The sequence below is a fragment of the Mesorhizobium sp. M7A.F.Ca.MR.245.00.0.0 genome, assembly GCF_003997415.1.
Lineage (GTDB): Bacteria > Pseudomonadota > Alphaproteobacteria > Rhizobiales > Rhizobiaceae > Mesorhizobium.
Genome location: NZ_RZTE01000028.1, coordinates 12,442 through 36,541 on the forward strand (window position 1 = coordinate 12,442; position 24,100 = coordinate 36,541).

23 protein-coding genes and 1 pseudogene are annotated in these 24,100 nt (G+C 63.6%); 15 read left to right on the plus strand and 9 right to left on the minus strand.

The genetic code is table 11. The features are described from left to right. The 5 genes and pseudogenes from EOB80_RS34600 to EOB80_RS23930 all read right to left on the minus strand — a co-directional run. Positions 1 to 470 (minus strand): annotated as a pseudogene (locus tag EOB80_RS34600) (signal recognition particle-docking protein FtsY); the annotation flags it as partial. 12 nt (positions 471 to 482) lie between these two features. After that, on the minus strand, positions 483 to 1,796 hold the full coding sequence (mtaB, locus tag EOB80_RS23915; RefSeq protein WP_127330159.1) for a tRNA (N(6)-L-threonylcarbamoyladenosine(37)-C(2))-methylthiotransferase MtaB: 1,314 nt from the start codon (positions 1,794 to 1,796) through the stop codon (positions 483 to 485). Next, positions 1,796 to 2,680 (minus strand): diaminopimelate epimerase, encoded by an 885-nt coding sequence (dapF, locus tag EOB80_RS23920; RefSeq protein ID WP_127330161.1) that lies wholly within the window; start codon positions 2,678 to 2,680, stop codon positions 1,796 to 1,798. The genes mtaB and dapF overlap by 1 nt, the downstream gene beginning before the upstream one ends. Positions 2,681 to 2,775: 95 nt before the next feature. After that, positions 2,776 to 2,937 carry a DUF1328 family protein gene (locus EOB80_RS23925; protein ID WP_013528842.1) on the minus strand — a complete coding sequence of 54 codons (162 nt, stop codon included), beginning with the start codon at positions 2,935 to 2,937 and terminating at the stop codon, positions 2,776 to 2,778. Between the two features lie 83 nt (positions 2,938 to 3,020). Further along, positions 3,021 to 4,040 (minus strand): MBL fold metallo-hydrolase, encoded by a 1,020-nt coding sequence (locus EOB80_RS23930; protein WP_127330163.1) that lies wholly within the window; start codon positions 4,038 to 4,040, stop codon positions 3,021 to 3,023. 262 nt (positions 4,041 to 4,302) lie between these two features. Here EOB80_RS23930 and EOB80_RS23935 point away from each other — a divergent pair, with 262 nt between their 5' ends. The 12 genes from EOB80_RS23935 to lpdA all read left to right on the plus strand — a co-directional run bounded on the left by EOB80_RS23935 (position 4,303) and on the right by lpdA (position 17,928). Further along, positions 4,303 to 4,842: a protease inhibitor Inh/omp19 family protein gene (locus EOB80_RS23935; protein ID WP_023811288.1), complete on the plus strand. Its 540-nt coding sequence runs from the start codon at positions 4,303 to 4,305 to the stop codon at positions 4,840 to 4,842. 53 nt (positions 4,843 to 4,895) lie between these two features. Next, the gene (gene zapE, locus EOB80_RS23940) at positions 4,896 to 6,095 is read left to right on the plus strand and encodes a cell division protein ZapE (protein ID WP_127330165.1); all 1,200 of its coding nucleotides are present in this window, start codon (positions 4,896 to 4,898) and stop codon (positions 6,093 to 6,095) included. Between the two features lie 393 nt (positions 6,096 to 6,488). Then, positions 6,489 to 7,457 (plus strand): malate dehydrogenase, encoded by a 969-nt coding sequence (gene mdh, locus EOB80_RS23945; RefSeq protein ID WP_013528846.1) that lies wholly within the window; start codon positions 6,489 to 6,491, stop codon positions 7,455 to 7,457. 43 nt (positions 7,458 to 7,500) lie between these two features. Next, a complete protein-coding gene (gene sucC, locus EOB80_RS23950) occupies positions 7,501 to 8,694 on the plus strand; it encodes an ADP-forming succinate--CoA ligase subunit beta (protein ID WP_024504973.1) in 1,194 nt (397 codons plus the stop codon). A gap of 4 nt (positions 8,695 to 8,698) precedes the next feature. After that, complete coding sequence (locus EOB80_RS23955; RefSeq protein ID WP_127330167.1) at positions 8,699 to 9,070, plus strand: cupin domain-containing protein; 372 nt, start codon at positions 8,699 to 8,701, stop codon at positions 9,068 to 9,070. A 41-nt stretch (positions 9,071 to 9,111) separates the two neighbouring features. After that, positions 9,112 to 10,014 (plus strand): succinate--CoA ligase subunit alpha, encoded by a 903-nt coding sequence (sucD, locus tag EOB80_RS23960; protein WP_127330169.1) that lies wholly within the window; start codon positions 9,112 to 9,114, stop codon positions 10,012 to 10,014. A gap of 127 nt (positions 10,015 to 10,141) precedes the next feature. Next, the gene (locus EOB80_RS23965) at positions 10,142 to 13,129 is read left to right on the plus strand and encodes a 2-oxoglutarate dehydrogenase E1 component (RefSeq protein ID WP_127330171.1); all 2,988 of its coding nucleotides are present in this window, start codon (positions 10,142 to 10,144) and stop codon (positions 13,127 to 13,129) included. 47 nt (positions 13,130 to 13,176) lie between these two features. After that, the gene (gene odhB / locus EOB80_RS23970; RefSeq protein WP_127330173.1) at positions 13,177 to 14,457 is read left to right on the plus strand and encodes a 2-oxoglutarate dehydrogenase complex dihydrolipoyllysine-residue succinyltransferase; all 1,281 of its coding nucleotides are present in this window, start codon (positions 13,177 to 13,179) and stop codon (positions 14,455 to 14,457) included. 16 nt (positions 14,458 to 14,473) lie between these two features. Further along, complete coding sequence (locus EOB80_RS23975) at positions 14,474 to 15,184, plus strand: DUF4241 domain-containing protein (RefSeq protein ID WP_127330175.1); 711 nt, start codon at positions 14,474 to 14,476, stop codon at positions 15,182 to 15,184. Beyond that, positions 15,181 to 15,690, plus strand: a complete 510-nt coding sequence (locus EOB80_RS23980) for a hypothetical protein (RefSeq protein ID WP_127330177.1) — start codon at positions 15,181 to 15,183, stop codon at positions 15,688 to 15,690. The genes EOB80_RS23975 and EOB80_RS23980 overlap by 4 nt, the downstream gene beginning before the upstream one ends. Further along, positions 15,687 to 16,442 carry an SDR family oxidoreductase gene (locus tag EOB80_RS23985; protein WP_127330179.1) on the plus strand — a complete coding sequence of 252 codons (756 nt, stop codon included), beginning with the start codon at positions 15,687 to 15,689 and terminating at the stop codon, positions 16,440 to 16,442. The genes EOB80_RS23980 and EOB80_RS23985 overlap by 4 nt, the downstream gene beginning before the upstream one ends. A gap of 55 nt (positions 16,443 to 16,497) precedes the next feature. Then, positions 16,498 to 17,928, plus strand: a complete 1,431-nt coding sequence (gene lpdA / locus EOB80_RS23990; RefSeq protein ID WP_329608532.1) for a dihydrolipoyl dehydrogenase — start codon at positions 16,498 to 16,500, stop codon at positions 17,926 to 17,928. Between the two features lie 98 nt (positions 17,929 to 18,026). Here the strand turns inward: lpdA and EOB80_RS23995 are convergent, their stop codons facing one another. Then, the gene (locus EOB80_RS23995; RefSeq protein ID WP_127330181.1) at positions 18,027 to 18,380 is read right to left on the minus strand and encodes a hypothetical protein; all 354 of its coding nucleotides are present in this window, start codon (positions 18,378 to 18,380) and stop codon (positions 18,027 to 18,029) included. Between the two features lie 77 nt (positions 18,381 to 18,457). Here EOB80_RS23995 and EOB80_RS24000 point away from each other — a divergent pair, with 77 nt between their 5' ends. Further along, positions 18,458 to 19,051 carry a DUF2867 domain-containing protein gene (locus EOB80_RS24000; protein ID WP_127330183.1) on the plus strand — a complete coding sequence of 198 codons (594 nt, stop codon included), beginning with the start codon at positions 18,458 to 18,460 and terminating at the stop codon, positions 19,049 to 19,051. A 10-nt stretch (positions 19,052 to 19,061) separates the two neighbouring features. On the opposite strand, the gene EOB80_RS24005 is transcribed toward EOB80_RS24000, so the two are convergent. Both EOB80_RS24005 and EOB80_RS24010 read right to left on the minus strand, forming a co-directional pair. Next, complete coding sequence (locus EOB80_RS24005; RefSeq protein WP_127330185.1) at positions 19,062 to 20,132, minus strand: TraB/GumN family protein; 1,071 nt, start codon at positions 20,130 to 20,132, stop codon at positions 19,062 to 19,064. 380 nt (positions 20,133 to 20,512) lie between these two features. Continuing rightward, positions 20,513 to 21,451 (minus strand): tyrosine recombinase XerC, encoded by a 939-nt coding sequence (locus tag EOB80_RS24010; RefSeq protein ID WP_127330187.1) that lies wholly within the window; start codon positions 21,449 to 21,451, stop codon positions 20,513 to 20,515. Between the two features lie 399 nt (positions 21,452 to 21,850). Between EOB80_RS24010 and rimM the strand changes: the two genes are divergently transcribed. Together rimM and trmD are read left to right on the plus strand one after the other, a co-directional pair. Further along, positions 21,851 to 22,450, plus strand: a complete 600-nt coding sequence (gene rimM / locus EOB80_RS24015; protein WP_127330189.1) for a ribosome maturation factor RimM — start codon at positions 21,851 to 21,853, stop codon at positions 22,448 to 22,450. Beyond that, positions 22,447 to 23,151 carry a tRNA (guanosine(37)-N1)-methyltransferase TrmD gene (trmD, locus tag EOB80_RS24020; RefSeq protein ID WP_127330191.1) on the plus strand — a complete coding sequence of 235 codons (705 nt, stop codon included), beginning with the start codon at positions 22,447 to 22,449 and terminating at the stop codon, positions 23,149 to 23,151. The genes rimM and trmD overlap by 4 nt, the downstream gene beginning before the upstream one ends. On the opposite strand, the gene EOB80_RS24025 is transcribed toward trmD, so the two are convergent. Further along, positions 23,133 to 23,885, minus strand: coding sequence for a sulfite exporter TauE/SafE family protein (locus EOB80_RS24025; protein ID WP_127267362.1), 753 nt, complete (start codon positions 23,883 to 23,885; stop codon positions 23,133 to 23,135). The genes trmD and EOB80_RS24025 overlap by 19 nt on opposite strands. Positions 23,886 to 24,100: the final 215 nt, after the last annotated feature.

A 24,100-nucleotide genomic window follows, 5' to 3' on the forward strand; every position in this document is an offset into this window, starting at 1 on the left:
ATCTCCGGCTCGGCCGGCGCCGGAGCAGGGACTTCTTGCGGCTGCGGTTCGGGAGCAGGCTCCGGAACGGCGGGAGTTGTTGGTATCTCCTCGGGCGCCGGCGGCTCGGCTGGCGTCTCGGGCGCTGGCTCTTCTTCCGGCTCGGGCTCCGGCAGAGGTTCTGGCTCTGAGGGAACAGCCGGCTCCGGTACTGGCGGGATGGTTGGCTCCGGCTCGGGCACCGGTTCCTCGACAGGCGCCGGTTCCGGCACAGGAGCTATCTCCGGCTCGACCACCGGCGCCGGCGTCGTTTCCGCCTCGGGCCGCGGCTCGTCGCGCTTCAAGAACTCCGGAACGACCTGCTCGGCCGCCGGCTTCAGCGCATCGAGTGCTTCCCATTTGATCGGCGGCAGCGGGGCGGTCTCGTCGATCCGCTCCTCGACAACCTCTTTCTTGCCGAACGAAAATATCTTCTTGAAAAAACCAGCCATGCTTTGCGTTTCTCAGGCGGCGCGGGCGGCAAGGGGCGCCGCGATCAGCCTGATACCATCGTGGCCTGATATCTCAGCCTCGACGATCTCACCCGGTGCGCCCGTGCCGAGTGCGGCAAGCGTAAAACCCTCGGTGCGGCCAAGGCCGTCGCGCTCGATCAGGATCGACTGACGCGTACCGGTGAGCGATGACAGATGCCTGACATAGGCAGCTTCACCGGCGGCACGCAGCCGGGCGGCGCGCTGCTTGACGACCTCGCGGCGCAGCTGCGGCATGCGCGCGGCGGGCGTGCCTTCGCGTGGGCTGAAGGGGAAGACGTGGAGATGGGTCAGGCCACACTCCTCGACGATTTTCTCCGAGTTCTCGAACATTTCGTCGGTCTCGGTCGGGAAGCCGGCGATGATGTCGGCGCCAAAGACGATACCGGGGCGCAGCTTGCGCACATCCTCGCAGAAGCGGATCGTCTGATCGCGTAGGTGCCTTCGCTTCATCCGCTTCAGGATCATGTCGTCGCCCGATTGCAGCGACAGATGCAAATGCGGCATCAACCTGGGCTCGGTGGCGATGGCATCGAGCAAATCGCCGTCGGCTTCGATCGAATCGATCGACGACAGCCGCAGCCGCTTCACGTCGGGCACCTGTTTCAGGATTGTTTTCACCAGTTTGCCGAGCTTCGGCCCCCCCGGTAGATCGGCGCCGAATGATGTCATGTCGACGCCGGTCAGAACGATCTCGGCATAGCCGTTGCCGGCGAGCCGCTTGACCTGCTCGACCACGGCGCCCATCGGCACCGAGCGCGAATTGCCGCGGCCGTAGGGAATGATGCAGAAGGTGCAGCGGTGGTCGCAGCCATTCTGCACCTGGACAAAGGCGCGCGCCCGGCCCTCGATGGCGTCGACCATGTGGCCTGCGGTCTCACGCACCGAAAAGATATCGTTGACGCGCGCCTTCTCGGTGTCGTTGACGCCGAAATCCGGCAGCGCGCGATAGGAATTGGCGTTCAGCTTCTCTTCATTGCCAAGCACGAGATCGACCTCGTCCATGGCGGCGAATTTTTCAGGCTCGGTCTGCGCGGCGCAGCCGGTGACGATGATGCGTGCCCGTGGGTTGTCGCGGCGGGCCTTGCGGATCGCCTGCTTGGCCTGGCGCACTGCTTCGCCTGTCACGGCGCAGGTGTTGAAGATCAAAGCGCCGCCTTCCAGCGCGCCCAGACCGGCACTTTCAGCCTCGCGCCGCATCACCTGCGATTCATAGGTGTTGAGCCGGCAGCCGAAGGTGACGACATCGATGCCCTTGGACACCGGGCTCTTGGGCAGAGCGGACATCAGGCCGCGCTTTCGGTGTCGCGGGCCCATGTCCCGTTCGACGGGTCGAAGCTGCCGGAAAATTCCCATTCGGCGGCGCCGGTCAGCACCACATGGTCATCGTCGCGCCATTCGACATGCAGCGTACCGCCGCCTGGCGTCAACAGGCTAACGCTGCGGCCGGTCCGGTTGGTGCGGGCGGCTGCGACCACGGCCGCGCAGGCGGCCGAGCCGCAGGCCTTGGTCAGTCCGGCGCCGCGCTCCCAGGTGCGGATGATCATGGTTTCGGGCGAAGTAACCTGAGCGATGGTGATGTTGGCGCGCTCGGGGAACATCGGATGGTTCTCGAGCAGCGGGCCGAAGCGGTCGAGCTCATAGGACCAGACGTCATTGTCGACCCAGAAGATGGCGTGCGGATTGCCCATCGAGACGACCGAGGGGGAATGCAGCACCGGCGCGTCGATCGGGCCGATCTGCAGCTCGATCATGCGGGTGTCGCGGAATTCCTCGGCCAGCGGGATATCCTGCCAGCCGAAGCGTGGCGTGCCCATATCGACCGAGATCGAGCCGTCGGCATGTTCGCGCGCATTGAGGATGCCCGCCACGGTTTCGAAGGTGAAGATCTTCTGGCCGGTCTCGGCGGCGAGCGCTTGGACGACGCAGCGCATGCCATTGCCGCAGGCCTGCGCGCCAGTTCCGTCGGAATTCAATATGTCGATGAAAAAGGCGGTGCCCGGCGTCCTTGCGTCGTGGATCGCCATGATCTGGTCGAAGCTGGTCGCGGCATCGGCGTTCAGCGCAATCGCCGCCGCCCCCGTCACTCGATCGGCACGGCCGCGCATATCGGCAACGATGATCTCGTTGCCGATGCCGTTCATCTTGGCGAAAGGGGCAGTGCTGGCCATTGCTCCGGAAATTCCGTGTCCGTTTGGCGCTATATGGCGGAAACGGGCAGGAATTACCAGTGCGCAGCCGCTTGGTCACGGCGAAAGCGCCGGACTCACGTGACGGCGAAAATGCCCAGCACCACCAGCAGGAAGATGATCAGAACGATGCCGATAAGGATGCGCGCGCCGGTGGCGGCAGCACCTGCCAGCGCCGGCATGCCGAGCAGGCTCGCCGCCGCGGCGACGATCAGGAGGATGATGATCCATTTGAGCATGGCGATGCCTCGCAACCCGACAGATTTTTCAACCGCATGAAAACGCTGTTGCCGCGCTGGGGTTCCGTCGAAACCGATGCGGATCAGGGCACTATGTGCTCCGGTACATTCCAGACCTCGCCCGGCCGCAAGGCGCGAAAGCGCTGCCGTGGGATGCCTTGATCGTCAAGCGCCTCGGTCAATTTGCGCGCCGGCTCGTCGATCGGCTCGTCAGTGAGCTGGAAAGTTCCCCAATGACAGCCGGCGGCATGGGCGGCATTGCACAGCGTCATGCCTTGCACCGCTTCCCAGGGGTTCTGGTGCTGCGGCGCCATGAACCAGCGCGGTTCATAGGCGCCGATCGGCAGGATGGCGAAGCGGAAACCGCCATGTTTCTCGGCCATCCGCCGGTAGTTGATGCCATTGTGAAAGCCGGTATCGCCGGCGAAATAGAGCTTGCTGTCAGGTGTTTCGACGACGAAGCCGGCCCAAAGCGCCATGCGCCGGTCGCGGGCGCCACGCGCCGACCAGTGATGCACCGGCTCGACATGGACGGCGGCGCCATTGCCGATCTCGACCCTGTCGCCCCAGTCATGCGCCGACAGTCGCATGCCGGGCACGGCGGCTTCGATGATGGCGTCGTTGCCGAGCGGAGTGAGCACCAGCGGGTCGTGGCCGGCCTTCAGCCGCTTCAACGTGGCGAGGTCGAGATGGTCATAGTGGTTGTGGCTGACCAGCACGAAGTCGATCGGCGGCAGGTCGGCAAAGGCGATGCCTGGCGCATTGATGCGTTTTGGTCCGGCGAAGGAAAGCGGCGACGCGCGCAGCGACCACACCGGATCGGTGAGGATGTTCAGACCTGCCGTCTGGACCAGCAAGGTGGAATGACCAATCATGGTCACTTCCAGCGCGGCGCCCTCGACCCTTGTCGCCGGCTTTGCCTGCGGAAAGGGGCTTGCATCGCTCGCCGGCCATTTCGAGCGCTGGCCATTCAACTGCCATTTCAGCAGGTCGGCGAAACGGCCGGGTGGCTGGCCGTCGGGATTGAAGAACAATGCGCCGTCGAAATGGTCGCTGGGCGGGCCGCTGTAATAGCGATTGGCGGCAGTCTTTCTCGCGGCCAATTTGCGGCTCCAGCAGGGTTTCGTTTTCCAGACATAGGCGCTAAGGCGGTTCGCGCAAGCGTCCACCGACGAAGTGTTGACCGGAATTCCCGAGCGATGCGCGACAAACGGTCAGCCGTCGCGATTGCGATAAATTTGCAACAATTCTTGCTGCAAACTGTATTTTAACCATATCGGGTTGAAATTTCGCCACCTTCTCCATCTTGGTGGGGGTGAGATTGTGCGGACGGCTTCCCCCCAGCCGGATCCGACGGAGGTTGGAATGACTTTTTCGAAAACCGGTCTGGTGGCCGTATCGCTGGCGGCGCTCGTTGCGAGTGGCTGTTCGACCTCACGTTTTTCCTCGATGGATGACCAGCAGCCGGCACCGCTGGAGGCCGCGCCCGCCGGCAAGGTGACGGCGAACCAACTGCCGCCGCCGGCATCGCCCGGCACCACCGACCCTTCGCAATTCCCGACCGCGCCGGCGAACACCCAGGTCGCCGCGCTGCCTTCGGACGGCTCGGCGCCGGCCGGCGCTTCGGACGTGACCGCCGCCAGCGTCGCCGGTGTCTGGAACGCCAGCGTTGCGGGCCAGAGCTGCAAGGTGGCGACACCGCAGACCAAATTCGGCGCCGGCTTCCGCGCCGGGCCGCTGCATTGCCCGGCGCCGATGGACGGCATCAAGTCGTGGAACGTCGCCGGCAAACAGCTGACGCTCTATGACGAGAGCGGCGGTGCGCTGGCGCGGCTCTATTCCTCGGGCGGCTCGAAATTCGACGGCCAGACTTCCAACGGCCAGCCGATTTCGCTTACGAGATAGTTTTTGTTTTACGCAATTCCGGTTCCCGGAATTGCTCCAGAACGACGTGACCGATGCATCTGCGTGACGGCCTCCAGACCCATGCGACCGTCAGGCAGCGCTACGACCATCTGGTGGAAACCGGTACGATCGACCGCGATCCGGCGCAGGAACGGATCGTTGCGGCACTCGACCGGCTGACCGATGAGATTTCGGCCAAGCGGCTGGCGCATAAGTCGAGCGCGCTGGGCTGGCTGTTCGCCCGCAAGCGCGAGACGCATGAGGCCGTCAAAGGCCTCTACATCCATGGCGGCGTCGGTCGCGGCAAGACCATGCTGATGGACATGTTCTTCGACTTGCTGCCGGTGCGGCGCAAGCGCCGCGTCCACTTCAACGACTTCATGGCCGACGTGCAGGACCGTATCCAGAAGCACCGGCAGGCGCGCAAGAATGGCGACGTCAGGGAAGACGATCCGATCCCGCCGGTGGCCAAGGCCCTTGCCGAGCAAGCCTGGGTGCTGTGCTTCGACGAGTTCTCGGTCACCGACATTGCCGACGCGATGATCCTGTCCAGGTTGTTTTCGGCGCTGTTTGCCAGCGGCGTGGTGCTGGTCGCCACCTCGAATGTGGCGCCGGAAAACCTCTACAGCGACGGGCTGAACCGCCAGCTTTTCCTGCCCTTTATCGGCATACTGGAGCGGCACACACAGGTGCTGGCGCTCGATGCCGACAAAGACTACCGGCTGGAAAAGCTCGCCCGGACACCGGTCTATGTCACGCCGGCCGATGCGGCGGCGGACCAGCTACTCGACGAGGCCTGGCAAGCCATGACGCGGGGCGCGCCGACCGCCGAGACATCGATTGCCCTCAAAGGACGGCAGGTGATCGTGCCGCGTGCGGCGGGCGATGCGGCGCGGTTCTCCTTCGCCGATCTCTGCGAGAAGCCGCTTGGCGCGCGCGATTTCCTGGCGATCGCCGGGCGCTTCTCAACCATTTTCATCGACCACGTCCCGGTGCTCGGCGAAGGCAAGCGCAACGAGGCCAAGCGCTTCATCCTTCTGATCGACACGCTCTACGACCATCATGTGCGGATGGTGGTGAGCGCCGATGCGCCGCCGCAAGCGCTTTATGCAGCCAAGCGCGGCGTCGAAGTGTTCGAGTTCGAGCGCACCGCATCGCGGCTGATCGAGATGCAAAGCCGCGACTGGCTGGAGGATTGGGCGGCGCGGCAGAAGGGGAAGCCGGCGCCAGAGGCACAGCAGGCGCAGGCCTGAATTTCCAGAGAATCCGTCGGTAGCGATCCTTCGTGTCCCCTCCCTCGGCAGGACAGAGGGGGCGCTGTCCCGCCGACGTCTACAACTCGAACCTCCTCGGCTACCCGCATCACAAGGGTGTCATCGCCCGCATTCGGCCTTACGATTTCCATCTTCATCGGTTATTTCTTCCGAAGTCGGCTTACAAACTTTGACGTTTACGTAACTCCCAAGTGATCTAACCGATTGAAAATACTGACACCAAAATAATCGTTTGAATTTTTTCCGTGCCGGGGCTATTGGGTGCGGCGAAAATTCGCGGTTCCCCGCAGCATTCCGGCCTCTTCTTCGACGCCGCCATCAAGTCACCAGAGATTTGAGACGTCGTCACCGACAAAGGGAAAACATCCTCACATGGCACGCAACAAGATAGCGCTTATCGGCTCTGGCATGATCGGCGGCACGCTCGCTCACATGATCGGCCTCAAGGACCTCGGCGACGTGGTGCTGTTCGATATTGCCGAAGGTATCCCGCAGGGCAAGGGGCTCGATATCGCGCAGTCGTCGCCGGTCGATGGCTTCGACTCCAGGCTCACCGGCATCAACGACTATGCCGGCATCGAGGGCGCCGATGTCTGCATCGTCACCGCCGGCGTGCCGCGCAAGCCCGGCATGAGCCGCGACGACCTTTTGGGCATCAACCTCAAGGTCATGGAACAGGTCGGCGCCGGGCTGAAGAAGTATGCGCCGAAGGCCTTCGTCATCTGCATCACAAACCCGCTCGACGCCATGGTCTGGGCGCTGCAGAAGTTCTCAGGACTGCCCAACAGCCATGTCGTCGGCATGGCCGGCGTGCTCGACAGCGCGCGCTTCCGCTATTTCCTGGCGGAGGAATTCAAGGTCTCGGTCGAGGACGTCACCGCGTTCGTGCTCGGCGGCCACGGCGATTCCATGGTGCCGATGATCCGCTATTCGACGGTATCGGGCATTCCGCTGCCCGATCTCATCAAGATGGGCTGGACCTCGAAGGAAAAGCTCGACCAGATCGTGCAGCGCACCCGCGACGGCGGCGCCGAGATCGTCGGCCTGCTCAAGACCGGTTCGGCCTATTACGCGCCGGCGGCTTCGGCGATCTCGATGGCCGAAGCCTATCTCAAGGACAAGAAGCGCGTGCTGCCCTGCGCGGCGTATCTCTCCGGCCAGTATGGCGTCAAGAACACCTATGTCGGCGTTCCCGTGGTGATCGGCGCCGGCGGCGTCGAGCGTATCATCGAGATCGAACTCAACAAGAGCGAGCAGAAGATGTTCGACTCCTCTGTGGCGACGGTGCAGGGCCTGACCGAGGCCTGCGTCAAGATCGCGCCGCAACTCGCCTCCAAATGAATCTCCAGCAAGTGAACCCCCAGTCGATCCGGAGACCATCCAGATGAACATCCATGAGTATCAGGGCAAGGCGCTGCTGAAGAGCTTTGGCGCGCCGGTGGCCGAAGGTGTGCCGGTGTTCAAGGCGAGCGAAGCGGAAGCCGCCGCCAAGGCGCTGCCGGGCCCGCTCTATGTGGTGAAGAGCCAGATCCATGCCGGCGGCCGCGGCAAGGGCAAATTCACCGAGCTCGGCCCGGACGCCAAGGGCGGGGTGCGGCTGGCGAAATCGGTGGCCGACGTCGTCGCCAACGCCAACGAGATGCTGGGCAACACACTGGTGACCAAGCAGACCGGCCCGGCCGGCAAGCAGGTCAACCGCCTCTATATCGAGGACGGCGCTGACATCGAACGCGAGCTCTATCTGTCGATCCTGGTCGACCGTTCGGTCGGCCGCATCGCCTTCGTCGTCTCGACCGAGGGCGGCATGGACATCGAAGCGGTCGCGCATGACACGCCGGAAAAGATCATCACCGTCGCCATCGATCCGGAAAAAGGCGTCACATCGGCCGACCTGAAGGCGCTCAACGGTGCGCTGAAGCTCGACGGCGATGCTGCCAAGGATGGCGATACGCTGTTCCCGATCCTCTACAAAGCCTTCGTCGAAAAGGACATGAGCCTGCTCGAGGTCAACCCGCTGATCGTCATGAAGAACGGCCGGCTGCGCGTGCTCGACGCGAAAGTGTCGTTCGACAACAACGCGCTGTTCCGCCACCCTGACGTGCTCGAACTGCGCGACACCACCGAAGAGGACGAGAAGGAGATCGAGGCGTCGAAATACGACCTCGCCTATGTCGCGCTCGACGGCAATATCGGCTGCATGGTCAACGGCGCCGGCCTCGCCATGGCGACGATGGACATCATCAAGCTCTATGGTGCCGAGCCCGCCAACTTCCTCGATGTCGGTGGCGGCGCATCCAAGGAAAAAGTCACGGCGGCGTTCAAGATCATCACCCGGGATCCGGCGGTCAAGGGTATCCTGATCAACATCTTCGGCGGCATCATGAAGTGCGACATCATTGCCGAGGGCGTCATTGCCGCGGTCAAGGAAGTCGGACTGGAAGTGCCGCTGGTGGTGCGTCTGGAAGGCACCAATGCCGAGCTCGGCAAGAAGATCATCAACGACAGCGGCCTCAACGTCGTGTCGGCCGACGATCTCGACGATGCAGCCAAGAAGATCGTGGCGGCGGTAAAGGGCTGAGCGGATGCCTCCGCGCAAGATAAACCTCGTCGAGGCGGCGGATCGGACCATCACCAAGGTTTTCGATCCGCATATCGCCGGCGATGTCAACGACAGCCAGGCGAAGGTCGCCAAGTTCGGCGAGATGTTCGACTGGCATGCGCATGACCATGAGGATGAAGCCTTCCTCGTGCTGCGCGGGCGTATCGCCATCGATTTCCGTGACGGTCCGGTCGAGCTCGGCGAGGGCGACTTCATCGTCGTACCGCGCGGTGTCGAGCACCGGCCGCGTTCGCTCACCGCGGAACCGGTCGTGCTGATGTTCGAGCCGGCGACGACGCTCAACACCGGCAATGTCAAGAGCGACCTCACGGTCGCTGACCTGAAGCGGCTCTGACCATGTTTTCCTCGATCAACAGTTTTTAGAAAAGGGCTCCCATGTCCATTCTCGTCGACAAGAACACCAAGGTGCTGGTGCAGGGCCTGACCGGCAAGACCGGCACGTTCCACACCGAACAGGCGCTGGCTTATCACGGCACGAAAATGGTCGGCGGCATCCACCCCAAGAAGGGTGGCGAGACGTGGACCGGCTCAAAGGGTGAAAACCTGCCGATCTTCGCCACGGTCGCCGAGGGCAAGGAAAAGACCGGTGCCAACGCTTCGGTCGTCTATGTGCCGCCGGCGGGTGCCGCCGAAGCAATCCTCGAAGCGATCGAGGCCGAGATCCCGCTGATCATCTGCATCACCGAAGGCATCCCGGTGATGGACATGATCAGGGTCAAGGCCAGGCTCGACCGCTCGACCTCGCGCCTGATCGGGCCGAACTGCCCGGGCGTGCTCACGCCCAACGAATGCAAGATCGGCATCATGCCCGGAAACATCTTCCGCAAGGGCTCGGTCGGCGTTGTTTCGCGGTCGGGAACGCTTACCTATGAGGCAGTGTTTCAGACCACCAATGTCGGACTCGGCCAGACTACCGCCGTCGGTATCGGCGGCGACCCCGTCAAGGGTACCGAGTTCATCGACGTGCTCGAGATGTTCCTCGCCGACGAGGAGACCAAGTCGATCATCATGATCGGCGAGATCGGCGGTTCGGCCGAGGAAGACGCCGCGCAGTTCCTCAAGGACGAAGCCAAGCGTGGCCGCAAGAAACCGATGGCCGGCTTCATCGCCGGGCGCACGGCGCCGGCCGGCCGCACCATGGGCCACGCCGGCGCGGTCATCTCCGGCGGCAAGGGCGGCGCCGAAGACAAGATCGCGGCAATGGAATCCGCCGGGATCAGGGTATCGCCCTCGCCGGCGCGGCTGGGCACGACGCTGGTCGAGGCGATCAAAGGTTAAGGGAATAGGGGAGTAAGGGAGTAGGGCGGTAGGGAAAATAGCAGCGGCAAAAAGCCCTACTCCCCTATTCCCTTATTCCCCTACTCCCTCCAAAAACAGGAGACGGAGCCGGGCTCCGCGGACAAAAATGGCACGACAAGATCAGGCCAACGACCAGTTTTCGCTCACCTCTTTTCTCTATGGCGGCAACGCCGACTATATCGACGCGCTATACGCCGCCTATGAGGACGATCCAGCCTCGGTCAATCCCGAATGGCAGGAGTTCTTTGCCGGGCTGAAGGACGATGCCGGCGATGTGCGCAAGAACGCCAAGGGTGCCTCATGGGCCAAGCCCTCCTGGCCGCTGCAGGCCAATGGCGAACTGGTGTCGGCGCTGGACGGCAATTGGGGCATTGTCGAGAAGACCGTCGAAAAGAAGGTCAAGGACAAGGCGGTCACCAACGGCGTCGTCCTTTCCGATGCCGACGTGCACCAGGCGACACGCGATTCGGTGCGCGCCATCATGATGATCCGCGCCTACCGCATGCGCGGCCATCTGCATGCCAATCTCGACCCGCTCGGCATCGCCAAGCCGCTCGAGGACTACAACGAGCTGTCGCCGGAAAATTACGGCTTCACCGCTGCCGACTATGACCGGCCGATCTTCCTCGACAATGTGCTCGGGCTCGAATTCGGCACCATCCGGCAGATGCTGGAAATCCTGACGCGGACCTATTGCTCGACGCTCGGCGTCGAGTTCATGCATATTTCCGACCCCGAGGAAAAGGCCTGGATCCAGGCCCGCATCGAAGGTGCCGACAAGGAGATCACCTTCACTGCCACCGGCAAGAAGGCGATCCTGCAGAAGCTGGTCGAGGCCGAAGGTTTTGAGCAGTTCATCGACGTCAAGTACAAGGGCACCAAGCGCTTCGGCCTCGATGGCAGTGAAGCGCTGATCCCGGCGCTGGAGCAGATCGTCAAGCGCGGCGGCCAGCTCGGCATGAAGGAAATCGTGCTCGGCATGGCGCATCGCGGAAGGCTCAACGTGCTTTCCCAGGTGATGGCCAAGCCGCACCGCGCCATCTTCCATGAGTTCAAGGGCGGCTCGGCCGCACCTGACGAGGTCGAGGGTTCGGGCGACGTCAAGTACCATCTGGGCGCTTCGTCGGACCGCGAGTTCGACGGCAACAAGGTGCATCTGTCCCTGACCGCCAATCCTTCGCATCTGGAAATCGTCGATCCGGTGGTGATGGGCAAGGCGCGCGCCAAGCAGGATTACCTGTTCGGCCGCAGCCGCGAGGAGATCGTGCCGCTGGAAGAGCGCGCCAAGGTGCTGCCGCTCTTGCTGCATGGCGACGCCGCCTTCGCCGGCCAGGGCGTGATCGCCGAGATCCTCGGCCTGTCCGGCCTGCGCGGCCACCGCGTTGCCGGCACGCTGCATTTCATCATCAACAACCAGATCGGCTTCACCACCAATCCGCGCTTCTCGCGGTCGTCGCCCTATCCGTCGGACGTCGCCAAGATGATCGAGGCGCCGATCTTCCACGTCAACGGCGACGATCCGGAAGCCGTGGTGCATGCTACCAAGGTGGCCATCGAATTCCGCATGAAGTTCCACAAGCCCGTTGTGGTCGACATGTTCTGCTACCGCCGCTTCGGCCACAATGAGGGCGACGAACCGGCCTTCACCCAGCCGATCATGTATCGCAACATCCGCACCCACAAGACGACGGTGCAGATCTATGGCGACCGGCTGATCGCCGAGGGTCACCTCACCCAGGCCGAGCTAGACCAGCTCAAGGCCGACTGGCGGGCGCATCTGGAATCGGAGTGGGAAGTCGGCCAGCACTACAAGCCCAACAAGGCCGATTGGCTGGACGGTGCCTGGTCTGGCCTGCGCACCGCCGACAACCAGGACGAACAAAGGCGCGGCAAGACCGCCGTGCCGGTCAAGACACTGAAGGAAATCGGCAAGAAGCTGACCGAGGTGCCGAAGGATTTCGAGGCGCACAAGACGATCATCCGCTTCCTCGAAAACCGCCGTCAGGCGATCGAGTCGGGCGAAGGCATCGACTGGTCGACGGCCGAGGCGCTGGCCTTCGGCGCCATACTGCTCGACGGCAATCCGATCCGCCTGTCGGGGCAGGATTCCGAACGCGGCACCTTCTCGCAGCGCCATTCGGTCCTGTACGACCAGCGCGACGAGACCCGCTACATCCCGCTCAACAACCTGTCGGCGGCTCAAGCCGGCTACGAAGTCATCAACTCGATGCTGTCGGAAGAGGCGGTGCTGGGCTTCGAATATGGCTACAGCCTGGCCGAGCCCAAGGCGCTGACCTTGTGGGAAGCGCAGTTCGGCGATTTCGCCAACGGTGCCCAGGTGGTGTTCGACCAGTTCATCTCTTCGGGTGAACGCAAGTGGCTCAGAATGTCGGGCCTCGTCTGCCTGTTGCCGCATGGCTATGAAGGCCAGGGTCCGGAACATTCTTCGGCCCGGCTCGAACGCTTCCTGCAGCTTTGCGCCGAAGACAACATGCAAGTGGCCAACTGTACGACGCCGGCCAACTACTTCCACATATTGCGCCGGCAGCTGAAGCGCGACTTCCGCAAGCCGCTGATCCTGATGACGCCGAAGTCGCTGCTGCGCCACAAGCGGGCGGTGTCGACTCTGCCGGAAATTTCGGGCGAAAGCTCGTTCCACCGGCTGCTGTGGGACGATGCGCAGCTGCTTTCCGGCCAGGCGATCAAGCTCACCAAGGATTCGAAGATCCGCCGCGTCGTGCTGTGTTCGGGCAAGGTCTATTACGACCTTTATGAGGAGCGCGAGAAGCGCGGCATCAACGACATCTATCTGCTGCGCGTCGAGCAGCTTTATCCGTTCCCGGCCAAGGCGCTGATCACCGAACTGTCGCGGTTCCGCAATGCCGAGATGGTGTGGTGCCAGGAGGAGCCCAAGAACATGGGCGCCTGGTCGTTCATCGACCCCTATCTGGAATGGGTGCTGGCGCATATCGATGCCAAGCATCAGCGGGTGCGCTACACCGGCCGTCCGGCCGCCGCCTCGCCGGCGACCGGACTGATGTCGAAGCATCTCGCCCAGCTCGCCGCCTTGCTCGAAGACGCGCTCGGCGAATAGAGAAGATCTGGGCGAATAACAGAACCGAAAGAAAACGGACAGGCACAATGGCTACCGAAATCCGCGTTCCCACTCTCGGCGAATCCGTCACCGAAGCGACCATCGGCAAATGGTTCAAGAAGGTCGGCGACGCGATCGTCGCCGACGAGCCGCTGGTCGAGCTCGAGACCGACAAGGTGACGGTGGAGGTCCCTGCCGCCGCCGCTGGAACCTTAAGCGAAATCACCGCCAAGGAAGGCGAGACGGTCGGTGTCGGTGCGCTGCTCGGTTCGATTTCGGCAGGTGGCGCTGCCGCCGCACCAGCGACCAAGCCGCAGGCGGTGTCGCAGGCCTCGTCGCCGGATGCGGCATCGACCGGCAAGCAGGCCGCGGCCGAGACCGCCAAGATCGCCGGCGATGCCGGCCCGGTCGAGCCGCGCACCATGCCGCCGGCACCGGCCGCGGCGAAACTGATCGCCGAAAGCCATCTCTCGGTCGACCAGATCTCCGGTTCGGGAAAGCGTGGCCAGGTGCTGAAAGGCGACGTGCTCGACGCCATCTCCAAGGGTGCGCCGTCGCAGCCGGCGGAGACGCCGAAGGCGGCACCGGCACCGGTTGCCGTGCGTGCGCCGTCCTCGGGCGACGACGCTTCGCGCGAGGAGCGCGTGCGCATGACCAAGCTGCGCCAGACCATCGCGCGCCGCCTCAAGGAAGCGCAGTCGACCGCCGCCATGCTGACCACCTTCAACGAGGTCGACATGTCTGCGGTGATGGCGCTGCGCACCAAATACAAGGACGTGTTCGAAAAGAAGCACGGCGTGAAGCTCGGCTTCATGGGCTTCTTCACCAAGGCGGTGACGCACGCGCTGAAGGAGATCCCCTCCGTCAACGCCGAAATCGACAGCACCGACATCATCTTCAAGAACTATGCCCATATCGGCGTCGCCGTCGGCACCGAAAAGGGCCTGGTTGTGCCGGTCGTGCGCAATGCCGACCAGATGTCGATCGCCGAGATCGAAAAGGACATCGGCCGCCTGGGCATCGCCGCGCGCGACGGCAAGCTGTCGGTCGCCGACATGCAAGGCGGGACGTTTACGATTTCCAACGGCGGCGTTTACGGGTCGCTGATGTCGACGCCGATCCTCAACGCACCGCAGTCGGGCATTCTGGGCATGCACAAGATCCAGGACCGGCCTGTGGTGGTCGGCGGCCAGATCGTGATCCGGCCGATGATGTACCTGGCGCTCAGCTACGATCACCGCATCGTCGACGGCAAGGAAGCGGTGACCTTCCTGGTCCGCGTCAAGGAAAGCCTGGAGGATCCGGAACGGCTGGTGCTCGATCTCTAGTCGGAGCTGGTCCGGGATGAGCGGCTGGCTGGATACCGTACGCCGATTGTTTCGGCGTGGATTCGTTTGGCTTTTCTCCGATTTACCTCTTGTCGCGTCGCCCGCCGATTGGGACGCCTCCGAGGTTAGCAGCAATCTCGGCGTGTTCGCCCTCAGCAAGGCCGAGATGGCGGAGCGGAAAATCACTGCCACCACGATTGGCGAGCTTGAGCTGCCGACAGGCGAAATCATCGCCTGCGATCCACTGATTACCGGGCTGGAACGGCCTGTGTTTAGCCGCAAGGTCAGACCGGGACGCTACCCGGTCACCATGCTTGAGGCACAAGGCAGTATTGCCGCAGCGGTCTTGCGGTTTGGCCCTGGCCTGCCGGTGCGCTGGGAATTGGCCACCTTTACCAGCGATGTTGGATCGACCTCGAAGTCTGGATTTATTGTCGATTACGCGGTTGCTTCGTTTATGGATACGTCGGTTCTGACGCTGATATCCGACCCGGAGGAACTCGACGACTATCTTGCTGACGTTGCGTGGTCCCTTGACAGGTTTGGCATGGATAACCCAGTCGAGGAGAGCCCGCTCAATGTCGCCATGTTCAAAACCGGCTTGGGCGACGGGACTTATTATTCCTTCTGGGGATTGGACCCGAACGGCGAACCGCTGGTCTTGATGACCGATTTCGAGGTGCTCGAAAACGCTGATGGCCGAGAGGGCGAGCAGGCCGACCGATGACAAGCGTCGCCTCGCCCATGATCGGATTTATGGCCGGATTGCTGGCTTTTCTCGCGGCGAGTTCCGTGGCGAGAGCCGCCTGTCCGATCGAGCTCGCTGTCTATGGCGACGCCCAGAGCGGCAGCGAAATCGACTTCACGCCGACCGGCACCTCGGCGACCGTCACCAACAGCTTCCGCATGATCCTCGACAACAGTGTGGTGCTCAACGGCATCGTCATGTGGAACGAGGGCGTGTCGCGGCCGAACGGCGCGCTGATGTACAAATGCCCCGAGGGCGACGTCACCGGCGAGGAGCTTGCCGCCTGCACGCCCTGGCATGGCGTCATCTACACGGCGGATGACAAGGGCAACATCGGGCTGCTGCCGGCCGAAGGTGTCGAAGCGCCGAAGACGCTGATCCTGCCGGATCTCGGGCCAGCGTTGCGCCAATCCAGTGCCTATGGCGGCAGCGGGTTTTCGAAAGTGCCGGGGGATGTGTTTGCCTTGAAGGGATGCCAGGAATGAGCGGGACGCAAAAGGTGCTGCTGGTCACCGGCGGCAGCCGCGGCATTGGCGCGGCGATCTGCCGGTTTGGGTCGGAGGCCGGCTACCGGGTCGCGGTCAATTATGCTTCGAATCAGGATGCCGCCGATGCACTGGTCGCGGAGATCGAGGCTGCCGGCGGCGAGGCTTTTGCGGTCAAGGGCGATGTCGGCAGCGAGGCCGATATCGTGGCCATGTTCGAGGCCGTCGACCACGCCTATGGACGGCTTGATGCTTTCGTCAACAATGCCGGCATCGTCGACGTCAAGGCGCGCGTCGACGAGATGGACGTTTCGCGGCTGGAGCGCATGATGCGCGTCAATGTCGTCGGCTCGTTCCTCTGCGCCCGTGAGGCGGTCAAGCGCATGTCGACCCGCCATGGCGGGTCGGGCGGGTCCATCGTCAACATCTCGTCGGCGGCAGCGACATTGGGCTCGCCGGGCGAGTATGTCGATTATGCCGCCTCCAAGGGCGCCATCGACACCTTCACCATCGGGCTCGCCCGCGAGGTGGCGCTGGAAGGCATTCGCGTCAATGCGGTGCGCCCTGGCATCATCGACACGGACATCCACGCTTCCGGCGGGCAGCCGGACAGGGTGGAGCGGTTCCGCGACCTGCTGCCGATGAAAAGAGCCGGTACAGTGGATGAAGTCGCGGGCGCGGTTCTCTATCTTCTCTCCGACGCCGCGTCCTATACGACAGGCGCGATCCTGAATGTAAGCGGCGGCCGCTGAGCGCTCTCAAGCAGATCGAGCATGATGTTATCCAAAAACCGCGTCACACGGCATCATGCTCAAACAGAAGGACAGTATCATGGCTTATGACGTCGTTATCATCGGGTCGGGACCGGGCGGCTATGTCTGCGCCATCAAGGCGGCGCAGCTCGGGCTCAGGGTGGCGGTGGTCGAGAAGAACGCGACCTTCGGCGGTACCTGCCTCAACATCGGCTGCATCCCTTCCAAGGCGCTGCTCCATGCCTCCGAGATGTTCGCCGAGGCCGGTCACTCCTTCGACACGCTCGGCGTCGAGATATCGGCGCCGAAATTGAACCTGAAGAAGATGATGGCGCACAAGGATGCGACGGTGTCGTCGAACGTCAACGGCGTCGCCTTCCTGTTCAAGAAGAACAAGATCGACAGCTTTCGCGGCACTGGCAAGGTGGTCGCGGCAGGCAAGGTGTCGGTGACGGCTGAGGACGGCAAGGTCGAGGAGATCGAGACCAGGAACATCGTCATCGCCACCGGCTCGGATGTCGCCGGCATTCCCGGCGTCAAGGTCGACATCGACGAGAAGGTGATCGTGTCGTCGACCGGCGCTTTGTCGCTTGATAAGGTTCCCGGCCATCTGGTGGTGGTCGGCGGCGGTGTCATCGGGCTCGAGCTCGGCTCGGTGTGGGCACGGCTCGGCGCCAAGGTCACCGTGGTCGAGTTCCTCGACACCATCCTCGGCGGCATGGACGGCGAGGTTTCCAAGCAGTTCCAGCGCTTGCTTTCAAAGCAGGGTTTCGAGTTCAAGCTCGGCGCCAAGGTCACCGGTGTCGCCAAGGCCAAGAAGGGTGCGACCGTCACCTTCGAGCCGGTCAAGGGCGGCGCCGCCGAGACGATCGAGGCCGATGCCGTGCTGATCGCCACCGGCCGCCGCGCCTATGCCGACAGTCTCGGCCTCGGGGAAGCCGGCGTCGAGGTCGACGAGCGCGGCCGGGTCAAGACCGATGGCCATCTTAAGACCAATGTCGCGGGCATCTATGCCATCGGCGATGTCATCGCCGGGCCGATGCTGGCGCACAAGGCCGAGGACGAGGGCGTGGCGGTGGCCGAAACCATTGCCGGCCAGGCCGGCCACGTGAACTATGACGTCATTCCGAGCGTCGTCTACACCAGCCCGGAAATCGCCTCGGTCGGCAAGACCGAGGAAGAGTTGAAGAAGGCCGGCATCGACTACAAGGCCGGAAAATTCCCGTTCAGCGCCAATGGCCGGGCGCGCGCCATGCTGCACACCGACGGTTTTGTGAAGATCCTCGCCGACAAGACGAGCGACCGCGTACTCGGCGTGCATATTGTCGGCTTCGGCGCAGGCGAGATGATCCACGAGGCGGCGGTGCTGATGGAATTCGGGGGCTCGTCTGAGGATCTCGCCCGCACCTGCCACGCGCATCCGACGATGTCGGAGGCGATCAAGGAGGCGGCGCTGGCAACGTTCTTCAAGCCGATCCACATCTAAAGGCACTATCCTCGGTCAAGCCCGAGGGTGACGAACGTAGCGATCCCTACAAAACGGCCCGCCTTTCGGCGGGCCGTTCGTATTTGATATCGAGCCGATCAGTTGGCCGGTGCAGGCGCTGGGGCCGGTGCCGGGGCAGGAGCCGGTGCAGGCGCTGGTGCCGGGGCAGGCGCCGGTTCTGCAGGCGCCGGAGCAGGCGCGGGTGCTGGCGCAGGTTCGGCCGGCTTCACCGGTTCCGCCGGTGCCGGTGCGGGCGCCGGTGTGCTGGCCGCCGGCGGCTCGGCGGGTGCCGGGTGCTCACCGCTTCTTCCGAAAATATAATACGCGACAACCGCCAGAATAACGACGACCAGCGCAATCAGCCAGCCACTACCGCCGCCACCGCTCTGCTTGATGGTGGTGTTGGTGGTGTTGGGATTGAACGGGTCGTTTGGATTCGGTGCGTTCGCCATAAAAGTGTCCTCCGTGGATGAAAAATATCAATCAACACCATATAACGCGCAATCATTGAACTGGTTTCACGCTAGGGTTGGAAAACGCCAAAAACAAGGACAATCCCGCCGTTCCGGCGCCGGAATGGCGTCGTTTCGCCATGCAACGCGCCAAGTTGGTGCCTATTATGATCTTTTCGGAGGATTTTGCCGTGACGAATCCCCTGGCAGAGTTTGTCCCGAATCACTGCAATGCCCTCGCCGGAGCCCAGTTCGCCGACCGCTATGTGCTGGTCACCCAGGGTCTTTCTTTAACGGCGCTCGGCGCGGCGGAACGCGCCCTGGGGCGAACGCCGCCCTGGGTCGGCAGGCTCATGGCGCTGCGCAACCTTGCCGTCAAGCCGTTCCGGCTGAAGACGGGCCTGGAAGCTGCGGTGTTGCCGTTAGGCCGGATCGGGATATTTCCGCTCATCAGCCAGTTTCCCGGCAAGGTTGTGCTTGGCCTCGACGACCGGCATCTCGATTTCCGTGTCCTGGTCGAAGTCAGGGATCTCGGCATGGGCCGGCAAGAGGTGGCCGCGACGACGATCGTCAAGACGCACAATTGGCTCGGGCGCGCCTATCTTGCGATCATCATGCCGTTTCACCGGATCATCGTTCCGGCGATGCTGGCCCAGATCGTGGCGAAGTAAACTGAAGTAGCTAAAGTCCAACAGGCGTGACGGTGTAACCGGCCTTGCGGAAGTCCTCGACGAGGCCTTCGGGGCCGGGAAGGTGGAGGGCGCCGATCGCCATGAAGACGTTGCCCCTGGCAAGGATCGGTTCGGCATGCTCGACCATCACCTTGTTGCGGCTGGTGATCATGGTTTCCTCGAACGCCGCATAGCCCGCGGGGTCGTCCGTGCCCTCCGGCATGGCCACGCGAAACAGCGGCCAGAACATTCCGGTGTCGCCGCGCTGGTAGAGCACGATCATGGTTTCGTTGATGTCGTTGATCTTATCGCCGAGCTTCAGCGTGTCGACGAGGCCCTTCATGTGAAACGCCAGCGGCAGCGAGGCCATGGCGCGCAACTGGCTTTCAGCAGTCTCCAATCCTTCCACCGGCTTGCCGGAAGCCTTTGCACCTTCCGCCAGCCTGACATCGAGCACCGGGGCGCCGCCTGACTGGCGGGCGAGTTCGCAGGCCGGCAGTGCCATCATGGCCGAGAGCATCCACGGCTTCATCTTGGCAACCGTTGCCGGAGGAATGCCGCGTGCGTCGAGCGCGGCGTTCATGGCCGCCGCATCGTCGGGCGACAGCAGCGACGCCAGCGTCGTCGAATCAGTGAACATCATCAGGTCCGGCTCCTTGAGCATCGCGACCATCATCTTCTGCTTGTCGAGCACGTCCGTGGTTTCGATGACGATGGTGCCGGCGGCGTCATAGGCTTTCTGCGCGTCGGGAGGCAGCGTGGTGACGCGCGGGTCGGTCATATGCATGGTGCCGAACAGGAAGGACGGCTTCTCGCCGGGCTTTTCCAGCTTCCACAACAGGCCCTTGCCGTTCGGCGTCGCGGCGGCTTCCGCTTCGATCTTGCGGTAGGTCGCCGGATCGTTCTTCTGCAAGGCCGACAGCATGTCGGCGCCGGTGCAGGTCGGGATTTCGGCATGCGCCTTGCCGGCCGCGAACAGCAGCACGGCGAGAAACGACAGGAAGAACAAAACATTGAGCGCGACGAGCAGCTTCAGCGACACGGAAGCTGCACGGTCGGCGATGGCGATGACTCGTTTCATGGTCCCATTCCTAGAACCGAAAAGCGGCAAAACGGTTAATTGGTACTGCGAAATTGTCTTCGACCGGCTATCGCCCTCAGCGGACGTCGATGGTGCTCATGACTCAATGATTAGCGGAAACGCCCATTTCTTCGTCATCCACGGGCGGAGCAAGGAGCGTAGCGACGCGGCGCAGACCCGAGGATCCATGCCGGGACTCTGGAACGCTGCAACAGTGCAGAATTCCGCTCCGCAGCACTCCATGGCAAAGGTCGCGGCATGGATCCCAGGGTCTCCGCGACGGAGCTTCGCTCCTGCTTCGCCCAGGGATGACGACGTTGGGGAGGCTTTCGGCCAATGGTGAACGTTTGGCCACCGATACTATGCGACGCTACTGGCGTTCATGCCCGTGGATGGGCTGATTCGTAAATCTCGAGCAGCCTCGCGGTGTCGACGCCGGTGTAGATCTGCGTCGTCGACAGGCTGGCGTGGCCGAGCAGTTCCTGGATGGTGCGCAAATCGCCGCCGCGGCCGAGCAGATGCGTGGCGAAGGAATGGCGCAGCGCATGCGGCGTCGCGGTATCGGGCAGGTTGAGCGCCGAGCGCAGCTTGGCCATGTCGCGCTGGACGATGGCCGGATTGAGCGGACCGCCGCGGGCGCCACGAAACAGCAGGCCCTTGGGGTCGAGATGGTAGGGACAGAGCCGGCGATATTCGGCGATCGCCCTGAGCGCCACCGGCAGCACCGGCACCAGGCGCGTCTTGCCGCCCTTGCCGGTGACGCGAAGCACCGTGTCGTCCGCCGACGCCAGATCGGCGCCCGCCAGACCGAGCGCCTCGGAAATGCGCAGACCGGAGCCGTAGAGCAGTGTCAGCACGGCGGCGTTGCGCGCTGCGATCCAGGGTTCCTCCGCCAGTTGGCCTTCAATGGAAACAACATGCTTGGCATCGCTCGCTGTCAGCGGCTTGGGCAGCGATTTCGGCTGGCGCGGCGCGCGCAGTGCTGCCGCCCCGGCCGCATTGGCGAGGCCGCGCCGCTCGAGGAAACGTAGCAGCGAACGGATGCCGGCGAGACCCCGGCCGAGCGTGCGGGCACCGGCACCGGCATTGCGCCGCGCCGCGAGAAAGCCGCGCAGGTCGGCCGGGCGCAGATCGGCGATGTCCGAAATGCCGGGCGAGCCGCCGCAATGGCCGGTGAGGAAATGCAGGAACTGGCGCGTGTCGCGCTCATAGGCTTCCACCGTCTTGGGCGACAGCCGACGTTCTCGCGCGAGCATCTTCAGCCAGCTTTCGCGCGCCGCCTGGAGATCGGGTTTGGCCGGGATCAGGAATTCCTGCATGGCGGCATTTTCGGGTATTCGGGTTAGGAAGCGGTGAAGAGCCGTCATTGAAATGACAGCCGGCTGAGGTTAGGAGACCATCGATTGGTGGCAGGTGACTACCTTGGTGATTGGCTGAAATGCCCGCCCCCTTCGTCATCCTGGGGCGGAGCAGGAGCGAAGCGACGTCGCGGAGACCCCAGGATCCATGCCGTGACCTGCGAGCGTTGCTGCGTTACAAGTCTGATAGCTTTGCGGTGGAGACCGGCGAAGTGTTTGCAAATAGAGAGTTGGCAGGAACGAGACTCGTGACCCTTTCTGAACTGCCGTGCTTTTTGGTCGCCGTAACGGAATGGATCCTCGGGTCTGCGCAGTCGCTTCGCGCCTGCTCCGCCCGTGGATGACGAAGGTAAAAGCGCCATGAGCAAGCCCCAGAACCCTGTCCAGATGGCCGTGATCGGCGCCGCCCATGGCATCAAGGGCGAATTGCGGGTGAAGACCTTCACAGGTGAGCCGCTGGCGCTGGCCGATTACGGGCCGCTCTACGCCAGGGACGGGCGCGCCTTCCAGATCGTCGACATCAGGCCTGCCAACACCGTCGTCGTGGTCCGCTTCAAGGGCATTGCCGACCGCAATGCGGCCGAGGCGCTGGCAGGCACGGAGCTGTTCGTCGACCGTTCGATGCTGCCGGACGACGGCGAGGAAGACGAATTCTACCATGCCGACCTCGTCGGCCTCGAAGTCCGCGACGACACGGCTGCCGTGCTTGGCAAGGTGGTCGCGGTGCACAATTTCGGCGGCGGCGACATTCTCGACGTGACGCTGGGCGGGCGCAAGGGCGTGCTGATCCCGTTCACACAGGCCGCCGTGCCGCAAGTGTCGATCGCCGAGGGTTTTGTCCGTGTCGATCCGGCGGCAGCCGGGCTGGTCGACGACGAGGATGGCGATGGCCCGCGCGAGGAAGACTTCGATCCGAAGGGCCGGCCGCGCGGACCGAGCGATGCCGGGGGAAACCGGTGAGTTTTTCCGCTTCGGTGCTGACGCTTTACCCCGAGATGTTTCCCGGCGCGCTCGGCCTGTCGTTGGCCGGCCGGGCGCTGGAGGCCGGGACGTGGTCGCTGGAGGCGATCCAGATCCGCGACTTCGCCCCCGACCGCCATCGCACCGTCGACGACACGCCCGCCGGCGGCGGCGCCGGCATGGTGATGCGCGCCGACGTGCTGGCGAAAGCCATCGACCATGCTTCGCCGGAAGGCGATGCGCGGCCTCGGCTGCTGATGAGCCCGCGCGGCAAGCCGCTGACCCAGGCGCGTGTGCGCGAGCTGGCCGCTGGGCCGGGTGCCGTCATCCTGTGCGGCCGCTTCGAAGGCGTCGACCAGCGGGTGATCGACGCGCGGGGATTGGAGGAGGTCTCCATCGGTGATTTCATCCTCTCGGGTGGTGAGCCGGCCGCCCTTGTGCTGCTCGACGCGGTGGTGCGGCTGTTGCCCGGCGTGATGGGCAACGCGGTGTCGGGCGAGGAGGAGAGTTTCGAAAACGGCCTGCTCGAACATCCGCACTATACGCGGCCGCAGGAGTTTGAAGGCCGCGAGATACCCGAGGTGCTGATCTCGGGCAATCACAAGAAGATCGCCGCATGGCGGCGGGCGGAGTCAGAGGCGTTGACGAAAGAGCGGCGTCCGGATCTGTTGGGCGCCGCCGCTCACCCTTTCCAAAAGTAATAGAAAGCCAGAAACAGACCGACAGCGACGACGAAGCCGCGCACTGCGTTTTGCGGCACGCGCTTGGCGATCCAGACGCCGGCATAGCCGCCGAGCGCTCCGCCCGGGATCATGATGATCGCCTGCGGCCAGGCGACGACGCCGCCCGAGACGAAGACGACGATCGCAACAGCGGCGATGACCATGGCCAGCATGTTCTTCAACGCGTTCAGCCGGTGATAGTCGCCGGCTTGCGTCAGGCCGAGCGTCGCCAGCATCATCACGCCCATGCCGGCGCCGAAGAAGCCGCCATAGATGGCGGTGAGAAACTGCGCCAGGGAGCCGGCGAGTGAGCCCACCGCCGCTTCATGGCCGGGCTTCGGCACTGGTTTCAGCCAGGGGCCGGCTGCGAACAGGGCTGTCGCGGCCAGGAGCAGCCACGGCACCAGAGCGCGAAATGACGGATTGTCGAGCGCCAAAAGGATCAGCGCGCCGGCCAGTGCACCCACGGCCGAAATCAGGCACAGCAGCAGCGCGCCGCGCCAGAAGTGCCTGATATCGGCCGAGTAGGCGAGGGTCGAGGTGATGTAGCCTGGAAATTGCGTCACCGAGGAGGTGGCGTTGGCGACGATCGGCGGCAGGCCGACCAACGTCATGGCGCCGAAGGTGATGAAGGTGCCGCCACCGGCGACCGCATTGGCTGCGCCTGACAGAAAGCCCGCCAGAAACAGCAGGATGGCATCGAAGACAGACATGAATTGCGGCCGCTCAAAACTGTGTTATTTCAGGCTTAGAAAGCCTGAACGACCGGCGCAACCCGGCACGGCAGGATTACGATGGTGCCATGCGAGCAGAAAATGCGCTGCCAAGGCGTGACAAAGCGGCGAAATAGCTGTATGTGCCCGCCCGTACCGGCCAGAAAGAATCTGCCGGACCCGTCAACAATGACGGTGTAGTCGCCCCTGCCTGA

Bases quoted from the DNA above. Each gene is read 5' to 3' on its own strand.
- mtaB (WP_127330159.1), bottom strand. From the start codon at position 1,796: ATGTCCGCTCTGCCCAAGAGCCCGGTGTCCAAGGGCATCGATGTCGTC.
- EOB80_RS23975 (WP_127330175.1), top strand. From the start codon at position 14,474: ATGAGCGGCTGGCTGGATACCGTACGCCGATTGTTTCGGCGTGGATTC.
- EOB80_RS23995 (WP_127330181.1), bottom strand. From the start codon at position 18,380: ATGGCGAACGCACCGAATCCAAACGACCCGTTCAATCCCAACACCACC.
- EOB80_RS24025 (WP_127267362.1), bottom strand. From the start codon at position 23,885: ATGTCTGTCTTCGATGCCATCCTGCTGTTTCTGGCGGGCTTTCTGTCA.
- EOB80_RS23980 (WP_127330177.1), top strand. From the start codon at position 15,181: ATGACAAGCGTCGCCTCGCCCATGATCGGATTTATGGCCGGATTGCTG.
- sucC (WP_024504973.1), top strand. From the start codon at position 7,501: ATGAACATCCATGAGTATCAGGGCAAGGCGCTGCTGAAGAGCTTTGGC.
- dapF (WP_127330161.1), bottom strand. From the start codon at position 2,680: ATGGCCAGCACTGCCCCTTTCGCCAAGATGAACGGCATCGGCAACGAG.
- EOB80_RS23925 (WP_013528842.1), bottom strand. From the start codon at position 2,937: ATGCTCAAATGGATCATCATCCTCCTGATCGTCGCCGCGGCGGCGAGC.
- EOB80_RS23935 (WP_023811288.1), top strand. From the start codon at position 4,303: ATGACTTTTTCGAAAACCGGTCTGGTGGCCGTATCGCTGGCGGCGCTC.
- odhB (WP_127330173.1), top strand. From the start codon at position 13,177: ATGGCTACCGAAATCCGCGTTCCCACTCTCGGCGAATCCGTCACCGAA.
- rimM (WP_127330189.1), top strand. From the start codon at position 21,851: ATGAGCAAGCCCCAGAACCCTGTCCAGATGGCCGTGATCGGCGCCGCC.
- mdh (WP_013528846.1), top strand. From the start codon at position 6,489: ATGGCACGCAACAAGATAGCGCTTATCGGCTCTGGCATGATCGGCGGC.
- EOB80_RS23955 (WP_127330167.1), top strand. From the start codon at position 8,699: ATGCCTCCGCGCAAGATAAACCTCGTCGAGGCGGCGGATCGGACCATC.
- lpdA (WP_329608532.1), top strand. From the start codon at position 16,498: ATGCTCAAACAGAAGGACAGTATCATGGCTTATGACGTCGTTATCATC.
- EOB80_RS23985 (WP_127330179.1), top strand. From the start codon at position 15,687: ATGAGCGGGACGCAAAAGGTGCTGCTGGTCACCGGCGGCAGCCGCGGC.
- EOB80_RS24005 (WP_127330185.1), bottom strand. From the start codon at position 20,132: ATGAAACGAGTCATCGCCATCGCCGACCGTGCAGCTTCCGTGTCGCTG.
- EOB80_RS24010 (WP_127330187.1), bottom strand. From the start codon at position 21,451: ATGCAGGAATTCCTGATCCCGGCCAAACCCGATCTCCAGGCGGCGCGC.
- zapE (WP_127330165.1), top strand. From the start codon at position 4,896: ATGCATCTGCGTGACGGCCTCCAGACCCATGCGACCGTCAGGCAGCGC.
- sucD (WP_127330169.1), top strand. From the start codon at position 9,112: ATGTCCATTCTCGTCGACAAGAACACCAAGGTGCTGGTGCAGGGCCTG.
- EOB80_RS23965 (WP_127330171.1), top strand. From the start codon at position 10,142: ATGGCACGACAAGATCAGGCCAACGACCAGTTTTCGCTCACCTCTTTT.